The following is a 17,150-nucleotide window of genomic DNA, read 5'->3' on the forward strand; positions in this document are numbered from 1 at the left end:
GTTGATAGGCCGGATCTGGAAGCACGGTAACGTGTGGAGGTGACCGGTACTAATAGGCCGAGGGCTTGTCCTCAGTTGCTCGCGTCCACTGTGTTGGTTCTGAAACCACGAACGGCCCCGCTGTAAAAGGCGGTGCGGCTTTCATAGTTTCATAGTGTTTCGGTGGTTATAGCGTGAGGGAAACGCCCGGTTACATTCCGAACCCGGAAGCTAAGCCTTACAGCGCCGATGGTACTGCAGGGGGGACCCTGTGGGAGAGTAGGACGCCGCCGAACAATTTTTGAGAAAACCCCCGGCCGGGGATACCGGTCCGGGGGTTTTCTGCGTTCCGGGCTCCTCCACTTCCCCTGCAGGCACTTCCCCTACAGTCGGCCCGCCGTCTTAAGAGCCAGATACGCGTCCGCCAACGCCGGCGCCAGTTCATCCGGGGTCTCGTCGACGACCGTAACCCCGTGGTGGCGGAGTTGTTCCGCTGTGCGGTGGCGTTCGCTCTGGGCCTGGGCCGCGGCTGCCGCCTCGTACACCGCGTCGGTATTTCCGCGAGCCTTCGCCATGCGGGCGATGTACGGATCTGCCACCGAGGCCACGAGAACCGTGTGGCGCTGGGTGAGTTGGGAGAGGACCGGGAGCAGCCCCTCCTCGACGGGGGCCGTGTCGAGGCTGGTGAGGAGGACGATCAGGGAGCGGCGCGGGGCCGTACGCAGGGCGGTGGCCGTCAGGCCTCGGGCGTCCAGTTCGACCAGTTCGGGTTCGAGTGTCGCCATCGCGTTGACCAGGGAGGGGAGCACGTCGCGGGCGGTGCGGCCCTGGACCATCGCGCGTACTCGGCGGTCGTAGGCGAGGAGGTCCACGCGGTCGCCGGCGCGGGAGGCGAGGGCTGCCAGGAGCAGGGCCGCGTCCATGGAGGCGTCGAGGCGTGGGGCGTCGCCCACGCGGCCCGCGGCGGTGCGGCCGGTGTCGAGGACGACGAGGATGTGGCGGTCGCGTTCGGGGCGCCAGGTGCGTACGGCGACGGTGGACTGGCGGGCTGTGGCGCGCCAATCGATGGAGCGGGTGTCGTCTCCGGGGACGTACTCGCGCAGGCTGTCGAATTCGGTGCCCTCGCCGCGGATGAGCACGCTGGTGCGGCCGTCGAGTTCGCGCAGTCGGGCGAGCTTGGACGGGAGGTGCTTGCGGCTGGTGAAGGGGGGCAGGACGCGTACGGTCCAGGGGATTTTGTGGGTGCCCTGGCGGGTGAACAGGCCGAGGGGGCCGTACGACCGGATGGTGACCCTGTCGGCCTGGCGGTCGCCTCGGCGGGTCGGGCGCAGGCGGGTGGTGAGGCGTCGGCGTTCGCCCGGGGGGACGGTGAGGCGGTGGCGTGAGGCCTCCACCTCGGTGCCGGGCTCCCAGCTGCTGGGGGGCCAGGCGTCGCGCAGGCGGGCTCTGAGGAGGCGGCGGGACGGGTTGGTGACCGTGAGGGTGACGTCGGCGGTCTCGCCCAGGCGTACGGACGTGTCGCCGGAGCGGGTCAGGCCGAGGCGTCGTACGGGTGCCGCGAGGGCGAAGTCGCAGGCGCAGGCCACCGCCAGAGGGGCGTTGACGGCGAGGATGCCCGTCCAGCTGGGGTCCCAGATGCCGACGGGGACGGAGCCGAGGGCCGCGAGGAGCGCGGCGCGTCCGGTGAGGGCCATCAGCGGGGGACGGGGACGTGGGCGAGGATGGCGTTGATGACGGAGTCGGCCGTCACGCCCTCCATCTCGGCCTCCGGGCGGAGTTGCACGCGGTGGCGGAGGGTGGGGAGGGCGAGGGCTTTGACGTCGTCGGGGATGACGTAGTCGCGGCCGGTGAGCCATGCCCAGGCGCGTGAGGTGGCCAGGAGGGCCGTCGCGCCGCGGGGGGAGACACCGAGGGTGAGGGACGGGGACTCGCGGGTGGCGCGGCAGATGTCGACGACGTAGGCGGTGATCTCGGGGGAGACCGTGGTCTTGGCGACGGCGGCGCGGGCGGCTTCGAGGTCGGCGGGGCCGGCGACGGGGCGCACGCCGGCGGCGCGCAGGTCGCGCGGGTTGAAGCCTTCGGCGTGTCGGGTGAGGACGTCGATCTCGTCCTGGCGGGAGGGCAGAGGGATCGTCAGTTTGAGGAGGAAGCGGTCCAGTTGGGCTTCGGGCAGGGGGTAGGTGCCCTCGTACTCGACCGGGTTCTGGGTCGCGGCGACCAGGAACGGGTCGGGGAGCGGACGCGGGGTGCCGTCGACCGTGACCTGGCGTTCCTCCATGGCCTCCAGGAGGGAGGACTGGGTCTTGGGCGGGGTCCGGTTGATCTCGTCCGCGAGGAGGAGGTTGGTGAAGACAGGGCCGGGCTGGAAGGAGAACTCGGCGGTGCGGGCGTCGTAGACGAGCGAGCCGGTCACGTCGCTCGGCATGAGGTCGGGGGTGAACTGGACGCGTTTGGTCGTCAGTTCGAGTGCGGATGCGAGGGCGCGGACGAGCAACGTTTTGGCGACCCCGGGGACTCCTTCCAGTAGTACGTGTCCGCGGCAGAGGAGGGCGACGACGAGGCCGGTCACGGCGGGGTCCTGGCCGACCACGGCTTTGGCGATCTCGGCGCGCAGGGCCTCCAGGGAGGCGCGGGCCTTGCCCGGGTCCCCGGTGATCCCGGCGTTGTCAGTGGTCGGGTCCATCATGGACGGCGTACCTCTCTTTCGAGGGCGTCGAGTTGGTCGGCGAGGGCGATGAGGGCCGCGTCGTCGCTGGGCGGCGGGCCGAAGAGGAGGGAGTGCAGGGTCTTTCCGTCGCCGCGGAGGTGGGCGGACAGGGCGGGGAGCAGGGTCTCGGGCGCGTGTGCCTGGGTGACGGGGACGCCTACGAGGGGGGCGAGTCGGGTGCGGGTGGTGGAGCGAAGAGCGGCGGCCGCGCGGTCGCGGGCGTTCGCCTTGCGGTAGAGGCGGGCGCGGCCTTCGACGGTTTCGGAGGCGCGGATCGCCACGGGGAGTTTCTCGGGCACGAGGGGGCCGAGCCGGCGTGCCCGCCAGAGGGCGGCGAGGCATGCCGCGATGAAGAGCTGCAGTGTGCCCCAGAGCCAGCCCGAGGGGAGCAGGTCGAGGAAGCCTTTTTCGCCGTCGTCGCCGGTGGCGGAGGTGTCGGAGAGCGATGGGAGGTACCAGACCAGATGGGGGCGGGAGCCGAGGAGTTGGAGGGCGAGCGAGGCGTTGCCCTGCTTGTCGAGCCGGTTGTTGAAGAGGATGTCGGGTGCGCCCAGGACGACGGTGTCGCCGCTTGCGGAGGTCTGCGGGATGCGCAGCAGGGTCGCCAGGCGCTCGCTGGGGTAGCACTTGTCGGCGTCGAGGTGCGTGGTGGTGTAGCGGATGCCGCCCGTGTCGGCGCTTCCCGCGCGCTGGGCGGCGGGCAGTGTGCAGTCGGGGGCGAGCGTCGAGTCGAAGCTGGTGGCGGGGTCTGCGGTGACACCGGGGGCGAGTTTTTCGACGGACGAGCTGCCGGGGGCGATCAGGACGGTGCGTCCGCCGGATTCGGCGATCGTGGAGTGCAGCGTGGCCTGTTGACGGGGCGTCAACAGGTCGGGGACGGCGACCAGGAGAGTGGTCCGGGGGCCGGCTGCGGCGCGGGCTTCGTCCAGGGTGGTGACGACGCGGGTGGAGACGCCGCGGTCGGCGAGGAGTTCGGCGACGGCGCGGCTGCCGTAGGGGTCTACGGAGCGCGGGTCGAGTTCGCCGTGCCGGGTGTCGGAGCGCACCACGGCGATGACGACGGCGGCGGCCAGCAGGACGACGACGGCGAGGGCGATGCCTCGCGCGCGGGTCCACACCTGACGGGCGGTGGGCGAGGCCGAGGTGGACGGGAGCGTGGCCTCGGTGGTCATCCGGCGGCTCCCTGGCGGCCGTTGCGGGCCGTGCTGGGGATGCTGCCGGCGAATTGGGGCTTGGTGCGTTCGAGGTCGCGGTCGAGTTCGGCGATGCGGTGGTACGACATCTCGCTCGCCCTTCGGCCGCCGTACGTGACGTCGTCGAAGTCCCGGGCGGCGGCGCGCAGTCGGTCTGTCTGGGAGGGCAGCGCGGTGCCCGCTTCGGCGGCGGCCTCGTCCGCCGTGCGGCCGGGGCGGACGTCGAGGAGTGCGCGTTCCTCGAGCGAGCGGACGATGGCGCGCATCCGTTCCTGGACGGCCTGGTTCCAGTGGCCCTGGGCGGCGTGCGCCTCGGCGGCCGCGCGGTGTTCGGCGGCGCTGCGGGGGCGGTCGTCGAACAGGGCGGCGGAGGAGGTGGGTTGGCGGCGCGGGCTGCCGAGGCGCCACCACAGTGCCCCGAGGACGGCGAGGACGGCCACGAGGACGACGATCAGGCCGAGCGTGCCTCCCGGGGTCGCGGTGGCGGCGGTGCCGAAGAGTTTGTCGACCCAGTCCCAGAAGGCGTTGAGGGCGCGCTGGAACAGGCTGGGGTCGTTCTCGTGGTACATGCGCTTGGACAGCTCGTGGCGAGCCGCCTCGCGCGCGGGATCGCGCGGAATGGTCACCGGCGGTTCGTCGCCGGAGCGGGCGAGCGACAGCAGTGATGTGTCGCCGGCGCGCAGCAGGGTCCGTACGGCCGCTTCGGCGGCGCGCGGCAATGCCGATGCCGATGTGAGAACGCCCCCCGTCAGGCTCACCGCATCAGCTCCCCGTGCCGGTGTCGGTGCCGTATCCCTGGACGCCGGCGGCGCGGGCCAGGTCGAGGTCGAGGGCCTCGCGGCGGATGCGCTGGTCGATGTAGAGCAGGACCGTGACGCCGGCCGTGATCGGGAACGTGATCATGGAGCCGATCACCGAGCCGACCCCGCTGATGATCAGGAACGTCCAGCCGGCGTCGGCGCCCCCGTTGTTGAAGAAGTTGACGATGCCGTCGCTGCCGAACGCGGCGGCGATGAAGGTGAACGGGATGACCACGATCGACGCGACGATGTTCGCGATGACCGTGGCGAGCAGCTGGATGCCGAAGACCCGCCACCAGGAGCCGCGGACCAGCTTCACGGAGCGGCTCATCGACTTGACGATGCTCTGCTTCTCCAGCATGAGCGCGGGCGAGGCGAGCGAGAAGCGGATCATCAGCCACAGGGCGACGACCCCGGCGGCGAGGCTGCCGAGGATGGCGAGCGCGGCTCCCGCGTCGCCCGAGCCGGCCACGGCGACGAGGATGCCGGGCAGCGCGCCGCCGAGGATGATGCCGGCCGCGATGAGCAGCAGCAGGAAGATCAGACCGAACAGTTTGGGCACCTGCGGGCGGGCGTCGCGCCAGGCCTCGCCGGCGGTGACCGGCCGGCCGAGCACGGCGCGGCTGGTGACCGTCGTCAGCAGAGCGGTCGCGGTGATCGTGCCGATGAGGGAGACCAGGAACACGACGCTGGTGTTGAGCATGGTGTCGCCCATGGCGCGGGTGACCTCGGAGAGGCTGGCGCTGGGGTCGCTGAGGGTCTCCGCGGTCTCCCGGTTGTTCAGGGCGAGGCCCTGGAGCAGGACGACGACGATCTCCGTGACGACGGCGACGGTCAGCGAGATGCCGAGGACCGTGCGCCAGTAGGTGCGCATGGTGGAGACGGCGCCGTCGAGGATCTCGCCCACGCCGAGCGGGCGCAGCGGGATCACGCCGGGCTTGGCCGCGGGCGGGGGACCGCCCCAGGCGCCTCCGCCCCAGCCGCCGTAGCCGCCCCAGCCGCCGGGTGCTCCGGGGCCGCCCGGGCCGCCGGGAGGGGGGCCGCCCCAGCCCGGGCCGGGCGGTGGAGGAGGCGGGGCCTGGCCGGGGCTCGCGGGGCCGGTGGGCGCGGACCACTGGCCGGCGGGCGGCTGGTCCTTGGACCACTTCACACCTGGTTCCTGAGGGTCCGTGCCCGGCTGGTCGGCGGGTTGTGCGGCGCCGGGACGCGGAGTGCCGGACTCGCCGGTCTCCTGCCCGTCGGACGGGGCAGATCCGGGCGAGGCCCAGCCCGGAGTGTCGTTCATCGTCGCTCCTTCACGGTGCCCATCCGCGGTCGCGGCGGCAGGTTGGCAGCCATCGTGCCATGGGGTGCTCGCGGAGGTACTGGCCGCGGTATGGGCTGCACACCTTCAATTGTCCGCCGGATAAGGGGCAGACTGATCGCATGGCTGATCAGCACGCGCAATCCGGCGAGGACAGCAGGCCGACCGAGATCCCGGCGATCCGCTGGGAGGAACCACCCGAGGGGCCCGTACTGGTCCTACTGGATCAGACGAGGCTGCCGGCCGAGGAGGTCGAACTGGTCTGCACGGACGCGCCCGCGCTGGTGGAGGCGATCCGTTCGCTCGCCGTGCGTGGGGCACCGCTGCTCGGGATCGCGGGGGCGTACGGCGTCGCGCTCGCCGCCGCCCGCGGCTTCGACGTGGACGACGCCGCGGCCGCGCTGGCGGGCGCCCGGCCCACCGCGGTGAACCTCTCCGTCGGCGTGCGCAGGGCACAGGCGGCCTACAAGGCCGAGTGCGGCAGGAGCGGCGAGGGGGAGCAGGCCGCCGCGGCGGCGCTGGCCGCGGCGCGGCAGCTGCACCAGGAGGACGCCGAGGCCAGCGCTCGGATGGCCGAGCGGGGGCTGGCGCTGCTCGACGAACTGCTGCCCGGCGGTGGGCACCGGATCCTCACGCACTGCAACACCGGGGCGCTGGTGTCGGGCGGTGAGGGCACGGCGTTCGCGGTCGCGCTCGCGGCGCACCGGACGGGGCGGCTGCGGCGGCTGTGGGTGGACGAGACGCGTCCCCTGCTGCAGGGCGCTCGCCTGACGGCGTACGAGGCGGCGCGCAGCGGGATGGCGTACACCCTGCTCACGGACAACGCGGCGGGCTCGCTCTTCGCGGCCGGTGAGGTGGACGCGGTGCTGATCGGGGCGGACCGGATCGCGGCCGACGGGTCGGTGGCGAACAAGGTGGGGAGCTATCCGCTGGCCGTGCTCGCGCGGTACCACCATGTGCCGTTCATCGTCGTGGCGCCGGTGACGACGGTGGACCCGGACACCCCGGACGGGGCGTCCATCGAGGTCGAGCAGCGTCCCGGGCACGAGGTGACCGAGATCGTGGCGCCGCAGGTGCCGGTGGTGGGGGTGGAGGCCGGAGGCGGGGTCCCGGTGGCGCCCCTGGGGACGCAGGCCTACAACCCCGCGTTCGATGTGACGCCGCCGGAGCTGGTGACCGCGATCGTCACGGAGGAGGGCACCGTCTCGCCGGTGACGGCGGAGGCCCTCGCGGAGCTGTGCGCCAGGTCGCGGCCCGTGACGGCGTCCTGACACGGTTGCGGAGGGTGTGGGACGTTTCGCGCCGGTCGGCCGGGCCGACCGGATGGTCGGCGTGCGCCTACCCTGGGTAGCTGAGATCCGTTGTCGGCGCCGACGTCGGCGGACAGGGGCAGACAGTGACGGCCGAGTACGACTATCGTCACGGGCCAGTGACCCTGCTCACCTGCACCTTCGCCACCGTTATGAGAATGGGATGATGTCGTTTATGAAGGGACGAGTCCTTGTCGTCGACGACGACACCGCACTTGCCGAGATGCTCGGCATCGTGCTGCGTGGTGAAGGGTTTGAGCCGTCTTTCGTAGCTGACGGCGACAAGGCGCTGGCCGCGTTCCGGGAGGCCAAACCCGATCTGGTGCTGCTCGACCTGATGCTGCCCGGCCGGGACGGCATCGAGGTGTGCCGGCTGATCCGGGCCGAGTCGGGTGTGCCGATCGTGATGCTCACGGCCAAGAGCGACACCGTGGACGTCGTCGTCGGGCTGGAGTCCGGGGCCGACGACTACATCGTGAAGCCGTTCAAGCCGAAGGAGCTTGTCGCGCGGATCCGGGCGCGGCTGAGGCGCTCGGAGGAGCCGGCGCCCGAGCAACTGGCCATCGGTGACCTGGTCATCGACGTGGCGGGCCACTCGGTGAAGCGGGACGGGCAGTCGATCGCGCTGACGCCGCTGGAGTTCGACCTGCTGGTGGCTCTCGCGCGCAAGCCCTGGCAGGTGTTCACGCGCGAGGTGCTGCTGGAGCAGGTGTGGGGTTACCGGCACGCGGCCGACACCCGCCTGGTCAACGTCCATGTGCAGCGCCTTCGTTCCAAGGTGGAGAAGGACCCGGAGCGTCCGGAGATCGTGGTGACCGTCCGTGGCGTCGGGTACAAGGCAGGGCCGAGCTGACATGTCCGGTGACAGTGCCGCCACGGCGTCCGGGCCGGCCGGGGCCCGCGCCGGGCGGCCTGTCGGCCGGAAGCCGGCCGGTTCCCGCTGGCAGCGCCTGCTGGAGGGCGGCCTGCTGCAGGGCGGGGTTCAGGGCAGCCCCGTGCTGCGGCTCTTCATGCGCTGGGTGCGCCGCCCCCTGCTGCCCGTCATGCGGCTGTGGCGGCGCAACATCCAGCTCAAGGTCGTCGCCACGACCCTGCTGATGTCGCTGGGCGTCGTACTGCTGCTCGGCTTCGTCGTCATCGGCCAGGTGCGCAACGGACTGCTGGACGCCAAGGTGAAGGCCTCCCAGAGCCAGGCCACCGGCGGTTTCGCCGTGGCCAAGCAGAAGGCCGACGAGGCGGAGACCGGTACCGCCGACACCGCCCAGTCCCCGGACGGGAGGCAGTCGCAGAACCTCACCTCGTGGATGAGCGACCTCGTCGAATCCCTCTCCAGCGGTGGTCAGGGCGCCTTCGACGTGGTGACGCTGCCCGCGGGGGACAACAACAGCGGCGGCGGACGCGGCCCGCGCGCCTCCGGCCAGCTCGACCCGACGGCCAGCGTCCCCGACGACCTGCGCGCGCGGATCAACGAGGTCCAGACGGCCGCGCAGAGCTACACGCGGATCATCTACAAGGACAGCGACAAGGAGTCCCAGCCCGCCCTGGTCATCGGCAAGCAGGTCAACGACCCCACCGGCAACCCGTACCAGCTCTACTACCTCTTCCCGCTCACCCAGGAGGAGAAGTCGCTGAGCCTGGTCAAGGGCACACTGGCGACCGCCGGGCTCTTCGTCGTCGTACTCCTCGGAGCCATCGCCTGGCTGGTGGTCCGGCAGGTCGTCACACCCGTGCGGATGGCGGCCGGGATCGCCGAACGGCTGTCCGCGGGCAAGCTGCAGGAGCGGATGAAGGTCACCGGCGAGGACGACATCGCGCGGCTCGGCGAGGCCTTCAACAAGATGGCGCAGAACCTCCAGCTGAAGATCCAGCAGCTGGAGGACCTCTCGCGGATGCAGCGACGGTTCGTCTCCGACGTCTCGCACGAACTGCGGACGCCGCTGACGACCGTACGAATGGCCGCGGACGTGATCCACGAGGCGCGCGAGGACTTCGATCCGGTCACCGCGCGGTCCGCCGAGCTGCTCGCCGACCAGCTCGACCGGTTCGAGTCGCTGCTCGCCGACCTGCTGGAGATCAGCCGGTTCGACGCGGGCGCGGCAGCGCTGGAGGCGGAGCCGATAGACCTCAGGGAGGTCGTACGGCGGGTCGTCAGCGGAGCCGAACCGCTCGCGGAGCGCAAAGGCACACACATACGCGTACGAGGCGACCAGCAGCCCGTCATCGCCGAGGCGGACGCACGTCGCGTGGAGCGCGTGCTGCGCAACCTCGTCGTCAACGCAGTGGAGCACGGCGAGGGCAAGGACGTCGTCGTCAAACTCGCCGCGGCGGGCGGGGCCGTCGCCGTCGCGGTGCGCGACTACGGCGTCGGACTCAAGCCGGGCGAGGCCACGCGCGTGTTCAGCCGCTTCTGGCGGGCGGACCCGGCACGCGCGCGTACCACCGGCGGCACCGGGCTCGGGCTGTCCATCGCCCTGGAGGACGCGCGGCTGCACGGCGGCTGGCTGCAGGCATGGGGCGAACCGGGCGGCGGCTCACAGTTCCGGCTGACGCTGCCCAGGACCGCGGACGAGCCCCTGCGAGGCTCGCCGATACCGCTCGAACCCAAGGACTCGCGCCGCAACCGCGGACTCAACGACGCCGGCCTGCCGCGCGGCGGCGACAAGACGGCCACCGTGCCCGTGCAGCCGGCCGGGGACCAGATACCCGCGATCGCCCCGAGGCTGAACGGCGCCACAGCCACGGCCGACCCGACCGCGCTGCCCGGCAACGGCGCGCGCGTCGTGCCCCGGCCCGCCTCGGGCACGCGGCGACAGGACGAGACGCCCCCGGCGGAGGGGGCACGGAGCGAGACCCCGGGCCGTGCGGACACCGGACCGGAGGACTCGCCGAGGCATGGGGAGACATCGCGTGGGCGCTGACCGTCAGGGGGGCGCCCGGCGCCGACCGGTGCGCGCGGCGGCGTACGGCGTCTGCGGCGTCGTACTGCTGGCCGGGTGCGCGTCGATGCCCGACAGCGGGGATCTGCGCGGCGTCGACTCCACGCCAAGGCAGGACACGCAGGTGCGGGTCTTCGCCATGCCGCCGCAGAAGAACGCGCAGCCGCCCGAGATCGTCTCGGGCTTCCTGGAGGCGCTGACCAGCGACGACCCGAACTACTCCACGGCGCGGCAGTATCTGACCAGCGCCGCCTCCCAGGCGTGGGATCCGGGCCTGTCCACCACGATCCTCGACAACGGGCCGGGCACCGGCCAGGACCGTTCGGACGCCAAGGACAACCTCTCCTTCACCCTGACCGGCACCAGGGTCGCCAAGGTGGACGCACAGCAGTCGTACGAGCCCGACAGCGGCCCCTACAACGCGCTGGTGCATCTCGCGCGGGACAAGACCGGGCAGTGGCGCATCGACCGGCTGCCGCAGGGCGTCGTCATGGGGAAGTCGGACTTCCAGCGCAACTACATGTCCGTCAACAAGTACTACTTCGCCTCCGCCGCGACCTCGGGGGCACCCGCGGCCGTCGCCGACCCCGTGTACGTACGCCGCCGCGTCGATCCCATGACGCAGACGGTGCGCTCGCTGCTGAACGGTCCCACGAACTGGCTCAACCCCGAGGTGCGGACGAGCTTTCCCACCGGTACGGCGCTGGGCAAGGGCGTCACCTCGCTGGCGCCCGACGACCAGAACAACCTCACCGTGCCGCTCAACGCGAGCGCCGCTCGCGTCGGAACGGCCCAGTGCGAGCAGATGGCGACGCAACTGCTGTTCACGCTGCAGAACCTCACCACGGCCATCGAACAGGTCGAGCTGCGGTCGGGAGACCGGCGGCTGTGCACGCTCGGCGAGGACCGCACCGCCACGGTCGCCACGCTGGCCTCGACCGCGCACACCGGCTACCTGTACTTCATCGACGCCAAGAGCAGGCTGGTGCGGATCGCGGCGGGCAGCCCCAGCACCAGCGCCGAACCCGTGCCCGGGGCACTGGGCGAGGGCGCCAAGGCGCTGACGTCGGTGGCCGTGTCGCGTGACGAGAGCATGGCAGCCGCGGTCGCCGCCGACGGCAGGGAGCTGTACGTCTCCTCGCTGGTGTCGGGCGGCTCCCTCGGAAACCCTGTACTGACCAGCCAGGGCAAGGCCGAGCAGACCCGGTTCACGGCACCCAGCTGGGACGCGCAGGGCGACCTCTGGATCGCCGACCGCGACCCCGCCGGCCCCCGGCTGCTCCTGCTGCGGCAGGGCAAGGGGCACCCGCTCGAGGTGCGGACACCGGACCTGAACGGGCAGATCGAGGACGTACGGGTCGCCGCCGACGGTGTGCGGATCGCGCTCGTGGTGGCCAAGGGCAAGGAGAAGTCCCTGCTCATCGGGCGGATCGAACGGGGCGACGACAAGGGTGCGCCGACCGTTTCGGTGCTGGAGCTGCGGTCCGCGACACCGGAGTTGGAGGACGTCACGGCCATGTCCTGGGCCGGGGACAGCCGGCTCGTGGTGGTCGGGCGCGAGCAGGGCGGTGTGCAGACGATGCGGTACGTCCAGGTCGACGGCTCCACCCCCGACGGGCCGGCGCCCGCCGCGCTCACCGGGGTCAAGGAGATCACCGCGACCGAGTCCGAGGGGTTGCCGATGGCGGCGTACTCGGACGACGGGATCGTGCGGTTGGGGTCCGGAGGACAGTGGCAGAAGGTCGTCTCGGACGGCAAGGCGCCGGTCTATCCGGGCTAGTCCTGGGCTGGTCCGACCTGACTTCGAGAGCGGCCGCTTCCGACCAGGGGGACTTGGCGGAGCGGCCGCTTCGTGTTCGGTGCGGGGGCGGAAGGAGCGGGCGGCCGACGAGCTGCTTCCCGGCCGCGAGTTGTCCACAGGCAGTTGTCCACAGGGGTGGTCGGGTGACTCGGGTATTGGCACAGTGGTGGCCATGCGGGGGTGGTGGCAGGACCTCACCGACCTGGTGCTGCCGACCGAGTGCGGCGGCTGCGGGAGGCCGCGCACGGTGCTCTGCCCGAAGTGCCGTGCGGCTCTGAGCGGGGCGGCACCGAGCCGGGTGCGCCCGGCGCCGGAACCGCCCGGTCTGCCGGCGGTGCACGCGGCGGCCCGGTACGCGGACGAGGTACGGGCCGTGCTGCTGGCCCACAAGGAACGGGGCGCCCTGTCCCTCGCGACACCGCTGGGCACGGCTTTGGCGGGGGCGGTGCGGGCGGGGGTGCGGGAGGCGTGGGGAGGCGGGGTGGGGGTGGGGGGAGGGGCCCCCTCGGTACGGACTCCTCTGGCCGGCGCGCCGACAGATGAGTCCGCGAGGCACGTCGACCGGCCCCTGCTGCTCGTCCCCGTGCCCTCGGCGCGGCGGGCCGTACGGGCTCGGGGGCATGATCCGGCCAGGCGGATCGCGCTCGCTGCTGCCGGTGAGCTGCGGCGGGGCGGGGTTCCGGCGCGCGTCGTCGCCGTGCTGCGGCAGCGACGGGCGGTTGCGGATCAGGCGGGGCTCAACTCTCGGCAGCGGCTGGAGAATCTGGCGGGCGCGCTCGGCGTGGTGTCGGGCGGCGGGCGACTGCTTAGGGGTGGTCGGGTCGTGCTCGTCGACGATCTGATGACGACCGGGGCGTCATTGGCGGAGGCGGCGCGGGCGGTACGGGCAGCGGCGGAGCCGTGGACGGACGAGTACGTGCCGGGGGCGGACGCCTATGTGACGACGGACGAGCGGGCGGATGCGTATGTCATGGGACCGGAGCCATGGGATGGGAGGCCGGCCACGGTGGCCGGCGGCTGGTCGGCCGGGGGCGCGCGTGGGTACCGGCATACGGCCGGGACGGAATCATGCGCTGATGTGGCTCGGGCCGTGTATCCGGCGGCTGCTCGGGAAGGCAGAGGGGAACGAATCACCGGAGCGGTGGAGGAAGAGGCCGACCTTATGCGCGACGGGCCGGGAGGGGCGGGTGCGAGCAGCGCCGGTTACCTGATCTGCGCGGCTGTGGTCGCGGCGTCGCCGGACTCTTTCGAAATAAACCGGAACTGACTGTGCACTTGCATCGTTGCAGGTAATGACAGGGTCAATTCACCTGAACGGAGGTACGCCGCGGTAGAGGGTGACGACATCCGTCCGGGCGAGATATGTTCGGTTGTGAGGAAAGGCGCAGGCCACGCCTCACGTACCCGAGTGCCGTGCCGCGGGTTTTCACCATCACCCGCGCTGGTGGAGTGGAGATCTTGCCCGCGGGGGAGGAGGTGGACGTCACCGAGTCCGTAGGTTCCGGAGATCACCGGAGCCTGGTGCAAAAGGGAGACGCTCCGCAGCGAGGCGGAGCGATCCGGGAACGGAGTTCTGCGTGGACATCGTCGTCAAGGGCCGCAAGACCGAGGTGCCCGAGCGGTTCCGCAAGCACGTGGCCGAGAAGCTGAAGCTGGAGAAGATCCAGAAGCTCGATGGCAAGGTGATCAGCCTCGACGTCGAGGTGTCCAAGGAGCCCAACCCCCGACAAGCCGACCGTTGTGACCGGGTGGAGATCACGCTCCGCTCCCGCGGTCCGGTGATCAGGGCGGAGGCGGCGGCCAGCGATCCGTACGCGGCGCTCGACCTGGCGGCGGAGAAGCTGGACGCCCGGCTGCGCAAGCAGCACGACAAGCGGTTCTCGCGCCGTGGCGCGCGTCGGATCTCGGCGGCCGAGGTCCCCGACCACGTCCCTGGCGCGGCGACGCTGAACGGGAACGGCCAGGCCGTCCACGAGGAAGACACCGACGGCGTACCCACCAGGAAGATCGGCTCGCTGGAAGTGAAGGGCGAAGGCCCCCTCGTCGTCCGCGAGAAGACCCATGTCGCCTCCCCGATGACGCTCGACCAGGCCCTCTACGAGATGGAGCTGGTCGGCCACGACTTTTATCTGTTCGTCGACTCCGAGACGAAGGAACCGAGTGTCGTCTACCGGCGGCACGCGTACGACTACGGCGTCATCCACCTCAGCACGGACCCGATGGTCGCCCAGGCGCAGTCTCCCGCGCCCGGTGGCACGTTGGGTGGCTGATCCTCGCGGCTGACAGTTGTCGGTGCCCCTGGAGCGCCTGTGCGCCCCCAGGGGCACCGGTGTGCGACCACTTCGCGTCCCGCTCTGTCACCGCGTTGTCGCCCGGGCATGGAATCATGGCCTCAGCGGCTCAACCGGTGGGCCGTTGCCTTGGGTTGGCGGATGGCACAGCACCACAGGCCACAGCCTTCAGGGGGAGGAACGATGGCGGACAGCTTCGGACCGATGCGGGACGAGGATGCCGACGGTGGCGTCGTCGGCATGGGCCCGGACGCGGGCTCTCCACGCAAGGAGCCGATCAGAGTCCTGGTCGTGGACGACCACGCTCTCTTCCGCCGTGGTCTGGAGATCGTGCTCGCGGCCGAGGAGGACATCCAGGTCGTGGGCGAGGCCGGGGACGGTGCGGAGGCCGTCGACAAGGCCGCCGACCTGCTGCCCGACATCGTCCTGATGGATGTGCGGATGCCCAAGCGGGGCGGGATCGAGGCGTGCACCTCCATCAAGGAGGTCGCTCCCAGCGCCAAGATCATCATGCTGACGATCAGCGACGAGGAGGCCGACCTCTACGACGCGATCAAGGCGGGCGCGACCGGTTATCTCCTGAAGGAGATCTCGACGGACGAGGTGGCCACGGCCATTCGCGCGGTAGCCGACGGGCAGTCGCAGATCAGTCCCTCCATGGCGTCGAAGCTCCTCACCGAGTTCAAGTCGATGATCCAGCGCACCGACGAGCGCCGGCTGGTCCCCGCGCCGCGGCTGACGGACCGTGAGCTGGAGGTCCTCAAGCTCGTAGCCACGGGCATGAACAACCGGGACATCGCCAAGGAGTTGTTCATCTCCGAGAACACCGTGAAGAACCATGTGCGCAACATCCTGGAGAAGCTGCAGCTGCACTCCAGGATGGAGGCGGTGGTGTACGCGATGCGGGAGAAGATCCTCGAGATCCGCTGACGGGAGCCCGCTGGGCCTGGTTCAGCGCAGGGCGGCGATGAGCGCCCGGGTCACCTCCTTGGTGAGCGGCTCGTGCAGCTCCGGGGCGTCCACCCGCTCCACGCGTACGCTCGTGCAGCCCACCCAACTGGCCGCCTCCACCAGCGCTTCCGCGACGGCCGGGACCACCTTGGGCCCGTCCAGGGTGACTTGCCGTGCGATCAGCGTGGCGCCTTCGCGGGCGGGGTCGACGCGGCCGACGAGCCGGCCGCCGGCCAGGACGGGCATCGCGAAGTAGCCGTAGACGCGCTTCGGTTTGGGGACGTAGGCCTCCAGGCGGTGTGTGAAGCCGAAGATCCGCTCCGTACGCGCCCGCTCCCAGACGAGGGAGTCGAAGGGCGACAGCAGCGTGGTGCGGTGGCGGCCGCGCGGAGGTGTCTCCAAGGCCGCCGGGTCGGCCCAGGCCGGTTTGCCCCAGCCCTCGACCGTGACCGGGACCAGGCCGGAGTCGGCGATGACCGCGTCGACCTGCTCGCCCTTGAGACGGTGGTAGTCGGCGATGTCCGCGCGCGTGCCGACGCCCAGGGACTGGCCGGCCAGGCGGACCAGGCGGCGCAGGCACTCCGTGTCGTCCAGCTCGTCGTGCAGCAGTGGCTCCGGGATCGCCCGCTCGGCCAGGTCGTACACCCGCTTCCAGCCGCGGCGCTGCACGCACACCACCTCGCCGTACATCAGGGCCCGCTCCACGGCGACCTTCGCGCCGGACCAGTCCCACCATTCGCTGGTGCGCTTGGCGCCGCCCAACTCGGTGGCGGTGAGGGGGCCTTCGGCGCGGAGCTGTTTGACGACCTGGTCGTAGGTGCCGTCGGGGAGCTCGTGGTTCCAGTGCGGACGGGACCGGTAGGCGCGGCGGCGGAAGGCGAAGTGGGGCCACTCCTCCACGGGAAGGATGCACGCGGCGTGCGACCAGTACTCGAAGGCGTGGGGTTCGCCGGTCGCCGCGGTGTTCCAGTAGGCGTCCTCGACCGTCCTGCGGCCCACCGCGCCCAGGCGGGCGTACGGGATGAGTTCGTGGGAGCGGGCCAGGACCGAGATGGTGTCCAGCTGGACCGCGCCGAGGTGGCGGAGGATGCCGCGGACGCCAGCCTTGCGGTCGGGGGCGCCGAGCAGGCCCTGGGCGCGCAGGGCGATGCGGCGGGCCTCGTCTGCCGAGAGGTCGGTGGTGGGGCGCGGGGTCGTCATGGTTCGCACGATAGGGGGCGGGACTGACAGTGGCGGCTGAACTGGGGATTCGTCGATGGATGCCCCGGGTTGGGCTCGCGGTGGGCTACTCGGGTTGTACCCGCGCCGGCAGGTACGGGGCCGTCGACGGCAGCCCCAGGTCCGAGGGCAGCAGGGCGCCCACCCAGGCGTCACGGCGTACGCCTCCGTGGATGATCGCGGAGCGCAGGGTGCCCTCGATGACGAAACCGGCGCGCTCCGCCACCGCGCGGGAGGGTCTGTTGCCGACCTCCGCGCGCCATTCCACGCGGTCGACCGACAGCTGGGTGAACGCCCAGCGGGAGACCTCGACGGCGCCCTCGGTGACGTAGCCGTTGCCGCGGTGCTCCTTGGCGGCCCAGAATCCGATCTCGGCGGTGCTCAGGGAACGCATGGTCAGGCCGAGCATGCCCACCAGTTCCTCCCCTTCGGGGAGGAAGAGGCCGAAGGTGAGCATGGAGCCGTTGGCCCAGCCCTCGGGGACGATCTCCTGCGTGAAGGCGCGCGCGTGCTCGGGCAGGTAGGGGGAGGGGATGGTGGTCCAGCGCTGGATGTCGGGGTCCTGGGCGGCGGCGTGCACCGCGTCGGTGTCCTGCGGGCCGACCGTGCGCAGCAGTAGACGGGCGGTGATGAGCGTCACGGGTTCCATCGGCCGATTCTG

General features: G+C 71.5%; 14 protein-coding genes and 1 rRNA gene. 8 read left to right on the forward strand and 7 right to left on the reverse strand.

Annotated features, from left to right (window positions below):
- Positions 1 to 158 precede the first annotated feature (158 nt).
- Positions 159 to 275 (forward strand): 5S ribosomal RNA (rrf, locus tag ACWCQ1_RS00005).
- An 87-nt stretch (positions 276 to 362) separates the two neighbouring features.
- Here rrf and ACWCQ1_RS00010 read toward each other — a convergent pair.
- From ACWCQ1_RS00010 to ACWCQ1_RS00030, 5 genes are read right to left on the reverse strand one after another with little or no spacing between them, the layout of a single operon-like run.
- Positions 363 to 1,673, reverse strand: a complete 1,311-nt coding sequence (locus ACWCQ1_RS00010; RefSeq protein WP_358593956.1) for a DUF58 domain-containing protein — start codon at positions 1,671 to 1,673, stop codon at positions 363 to 365.
- Positions 1,673 to 2,662 carry an AAA family ATPase gene (locus ACWCQ1_RS00015; RefSeq protein ID WP_240860483.1) on the reverse strand — a complete coding sequence of 330 codons (990 nt, stop codon included), beginning with the start codon at positions 2,660 to 2,662 and terminating at the stop codon, positions 1,673 to 1,675. The genes ACWCQ1_RS00010 and ACWCQ1_RS00015 overlap by 1 nt, the downstream gene beginning before the upstream one ends.
- Positions 2,662 to 3,858 carry a DUF4350 domain-containing protein gene (locus ACWCQ1_RS00020; RefSeq protein ID WP_358593955.1) on the reverse strand — a complete coding sequence of 399 codons (1,197 nt, stop codon included), beginning with the start codon at positions 3,856 to 3,858 and terminating at the stop codon, positions 2,662 to 2,664. The genes ACWCQ1_RS00015 and ACWCQ1_RS00020 overlap by 1 nt, the downstream gene beginning before the upstream one ends.
- A complete protein-coding gene (locus ACWCQ1_RS00025) occupies positions 3,855 to 4,637 on the reverse strand; it encodes a DUF4129 domain-containing protein (protein ID WP_451025480.1) in 783 nt (260 codons plus the stop codon). Before ACWCQ1_RS00025 ends, ACWCQ1_RS00020 begins: the two co-directional genes overlap by 4 nt.
- 4 nt (positions 4,638 to 4,641) lie before the next feature.
- Positions 4,642 to 5,964 (reverse strand): glycerophosphoryl diester phosphodiesterase membrane domain-containing protein, encoded by a 1,323-nt coding sequence (locus ACWCQ1_RS00030; protein ID WP_358593953.1) that lies wholly within the window; start codon positions 5,962 to 5,964, stop codon positions 4,642 to 4,644.
- A gap of 140 nt (positions 5,965 to 6,104) precedes the next feature.
- Between ACWCQ1_RS00030 and mtnA the strand changes: the two genes are divergently transcribed.
- The 7 genes from mtnA (at position 6,105) to ACWCQ1_RS00065 (ending at position 15,250) form a co-directional block, all read left to right on the forward strand.
- A complete protein-coding gene (gene mtnA, locus ACWCQ1_RS00035) occupies positions 6,105 to 7,253 on the forward strand; it encodes an S-methyl-5-thioribose-1-phosphate isomerase (protein WP_358593952.1) in 1,149 nt (382 codons plus the stop codon).
- 202 nt (positions 7,254 to 7,455) lie between these two features.
- A complete protein-coding gene (mtrA, locus tag ACWCQ1_RS00040) occupies positions 7,456 to 8,145 on the forward strand; it encodes a two-component system response regulator MtrA (RefSeq protein WP_187283109.1) in 690 nt (229 codons plus the stop codon).
- Between the two features lies 1 nt (position 8,146).
- Entirely contained in the window at positions 8,147 to 10,210 is a 2,064-nt protein-coding gene (mtrB, locus tag ACWCQ1_RS00045; protein WP_133046234.1) for an MtrAB system histidine kinase MtrB, read from the forward strand.
- Positions 10,200 to 12,008, forward strand: a complete 1,809-nt coding sequence (locus ACWCQ1_RS00050; protein ID WP_133046235.1) for an LpqB family beta-propeller domain-containing protein — start codon at positions 10,200 to 10,202, stop codon at positions 12,006 to 12,008. Before mtrB ends, ACWCQ1_RS00050 begins: the two co-directional genes overlap by 11 nt.
- Before the next feature lie 193 nt (positions 12,009 to 12,201).
- A complete protein-coding gene (locus tag ACWCQ1_RS00055) occupies positions 12,202 to 13,296 on the forward strand; it encodes a ComF family protein (RefSeq protein ID WP_451025481.1) in 1,095 nt (364 codons plus the stop codon).
- A gap of 310 nt (positions 13,297 to 13,606) precedes the next feature.
- On the forward strand, positions 13,607 to 14,299 hold the full coding sequence (gene hpf, locus ACWCQ1_RS00060; protein ID WP_133046237.1) for a ribosome hibernation-promoting factor, HPF/YfiA family: 693 nt from the start codon (positions 13,607 to 13,609) through the stop codon (positions 14,297 to 14,299).
- Positions 14,300 to 14,503: 204 nt separating this feature from the next.
- A complete protein-coding gene (locus ACWCQ1_RS00065; RefSeq protein WP_030943352.1) occupies positions 14,504 to 15,250 on the forward strand; it encodes a response regulator in 747 nt (248 codons plus the stop codon).
- A 21-nt stretch (positions 15,251 to 15,271) separates the two neighbouring features.
- On the opposite strand, the gene ACWCQ1_RS00070 is transcribed toward ACWCQ1_RS00065, so the two are convergent.
- Together ACWCQ1_RS00070 and ACWCQ1_RS00075 are read right to left on the reverse strand one after the other, a co-directional pair.
- The gene (locus ACWCQ1_RS00070; RefSeq protein WP_356766341.1) at positions 15,272 to 16,471 is read right to left on the reverse strand and encodes a winged helix-turn-helix domain-containing protein; all 1,200 of its coding nucleotides are present in this window, start codon (positions 16,469 to 16,471) and stop codon (positions 15,272 to 15,274) included.
- A gap of 85 nt (positions 16,472 to 16,556) precedes the next feature.
- Entirely contained in the window at positions 16,557 to 17,138 is a 582-nt protein-coding gene (locus ACWCQ1_RS00075; RefSeq protein WP_133046240.1) for a GNAT family N-acetyltransferase, read from the reverse strand.
- Between the last annotated feature and the right edge of the window lie 12 nt (positions 17,139 to 17,150).

The organism is Streptomyces sp. NPDC002144, from assembly GCF_053593695.1.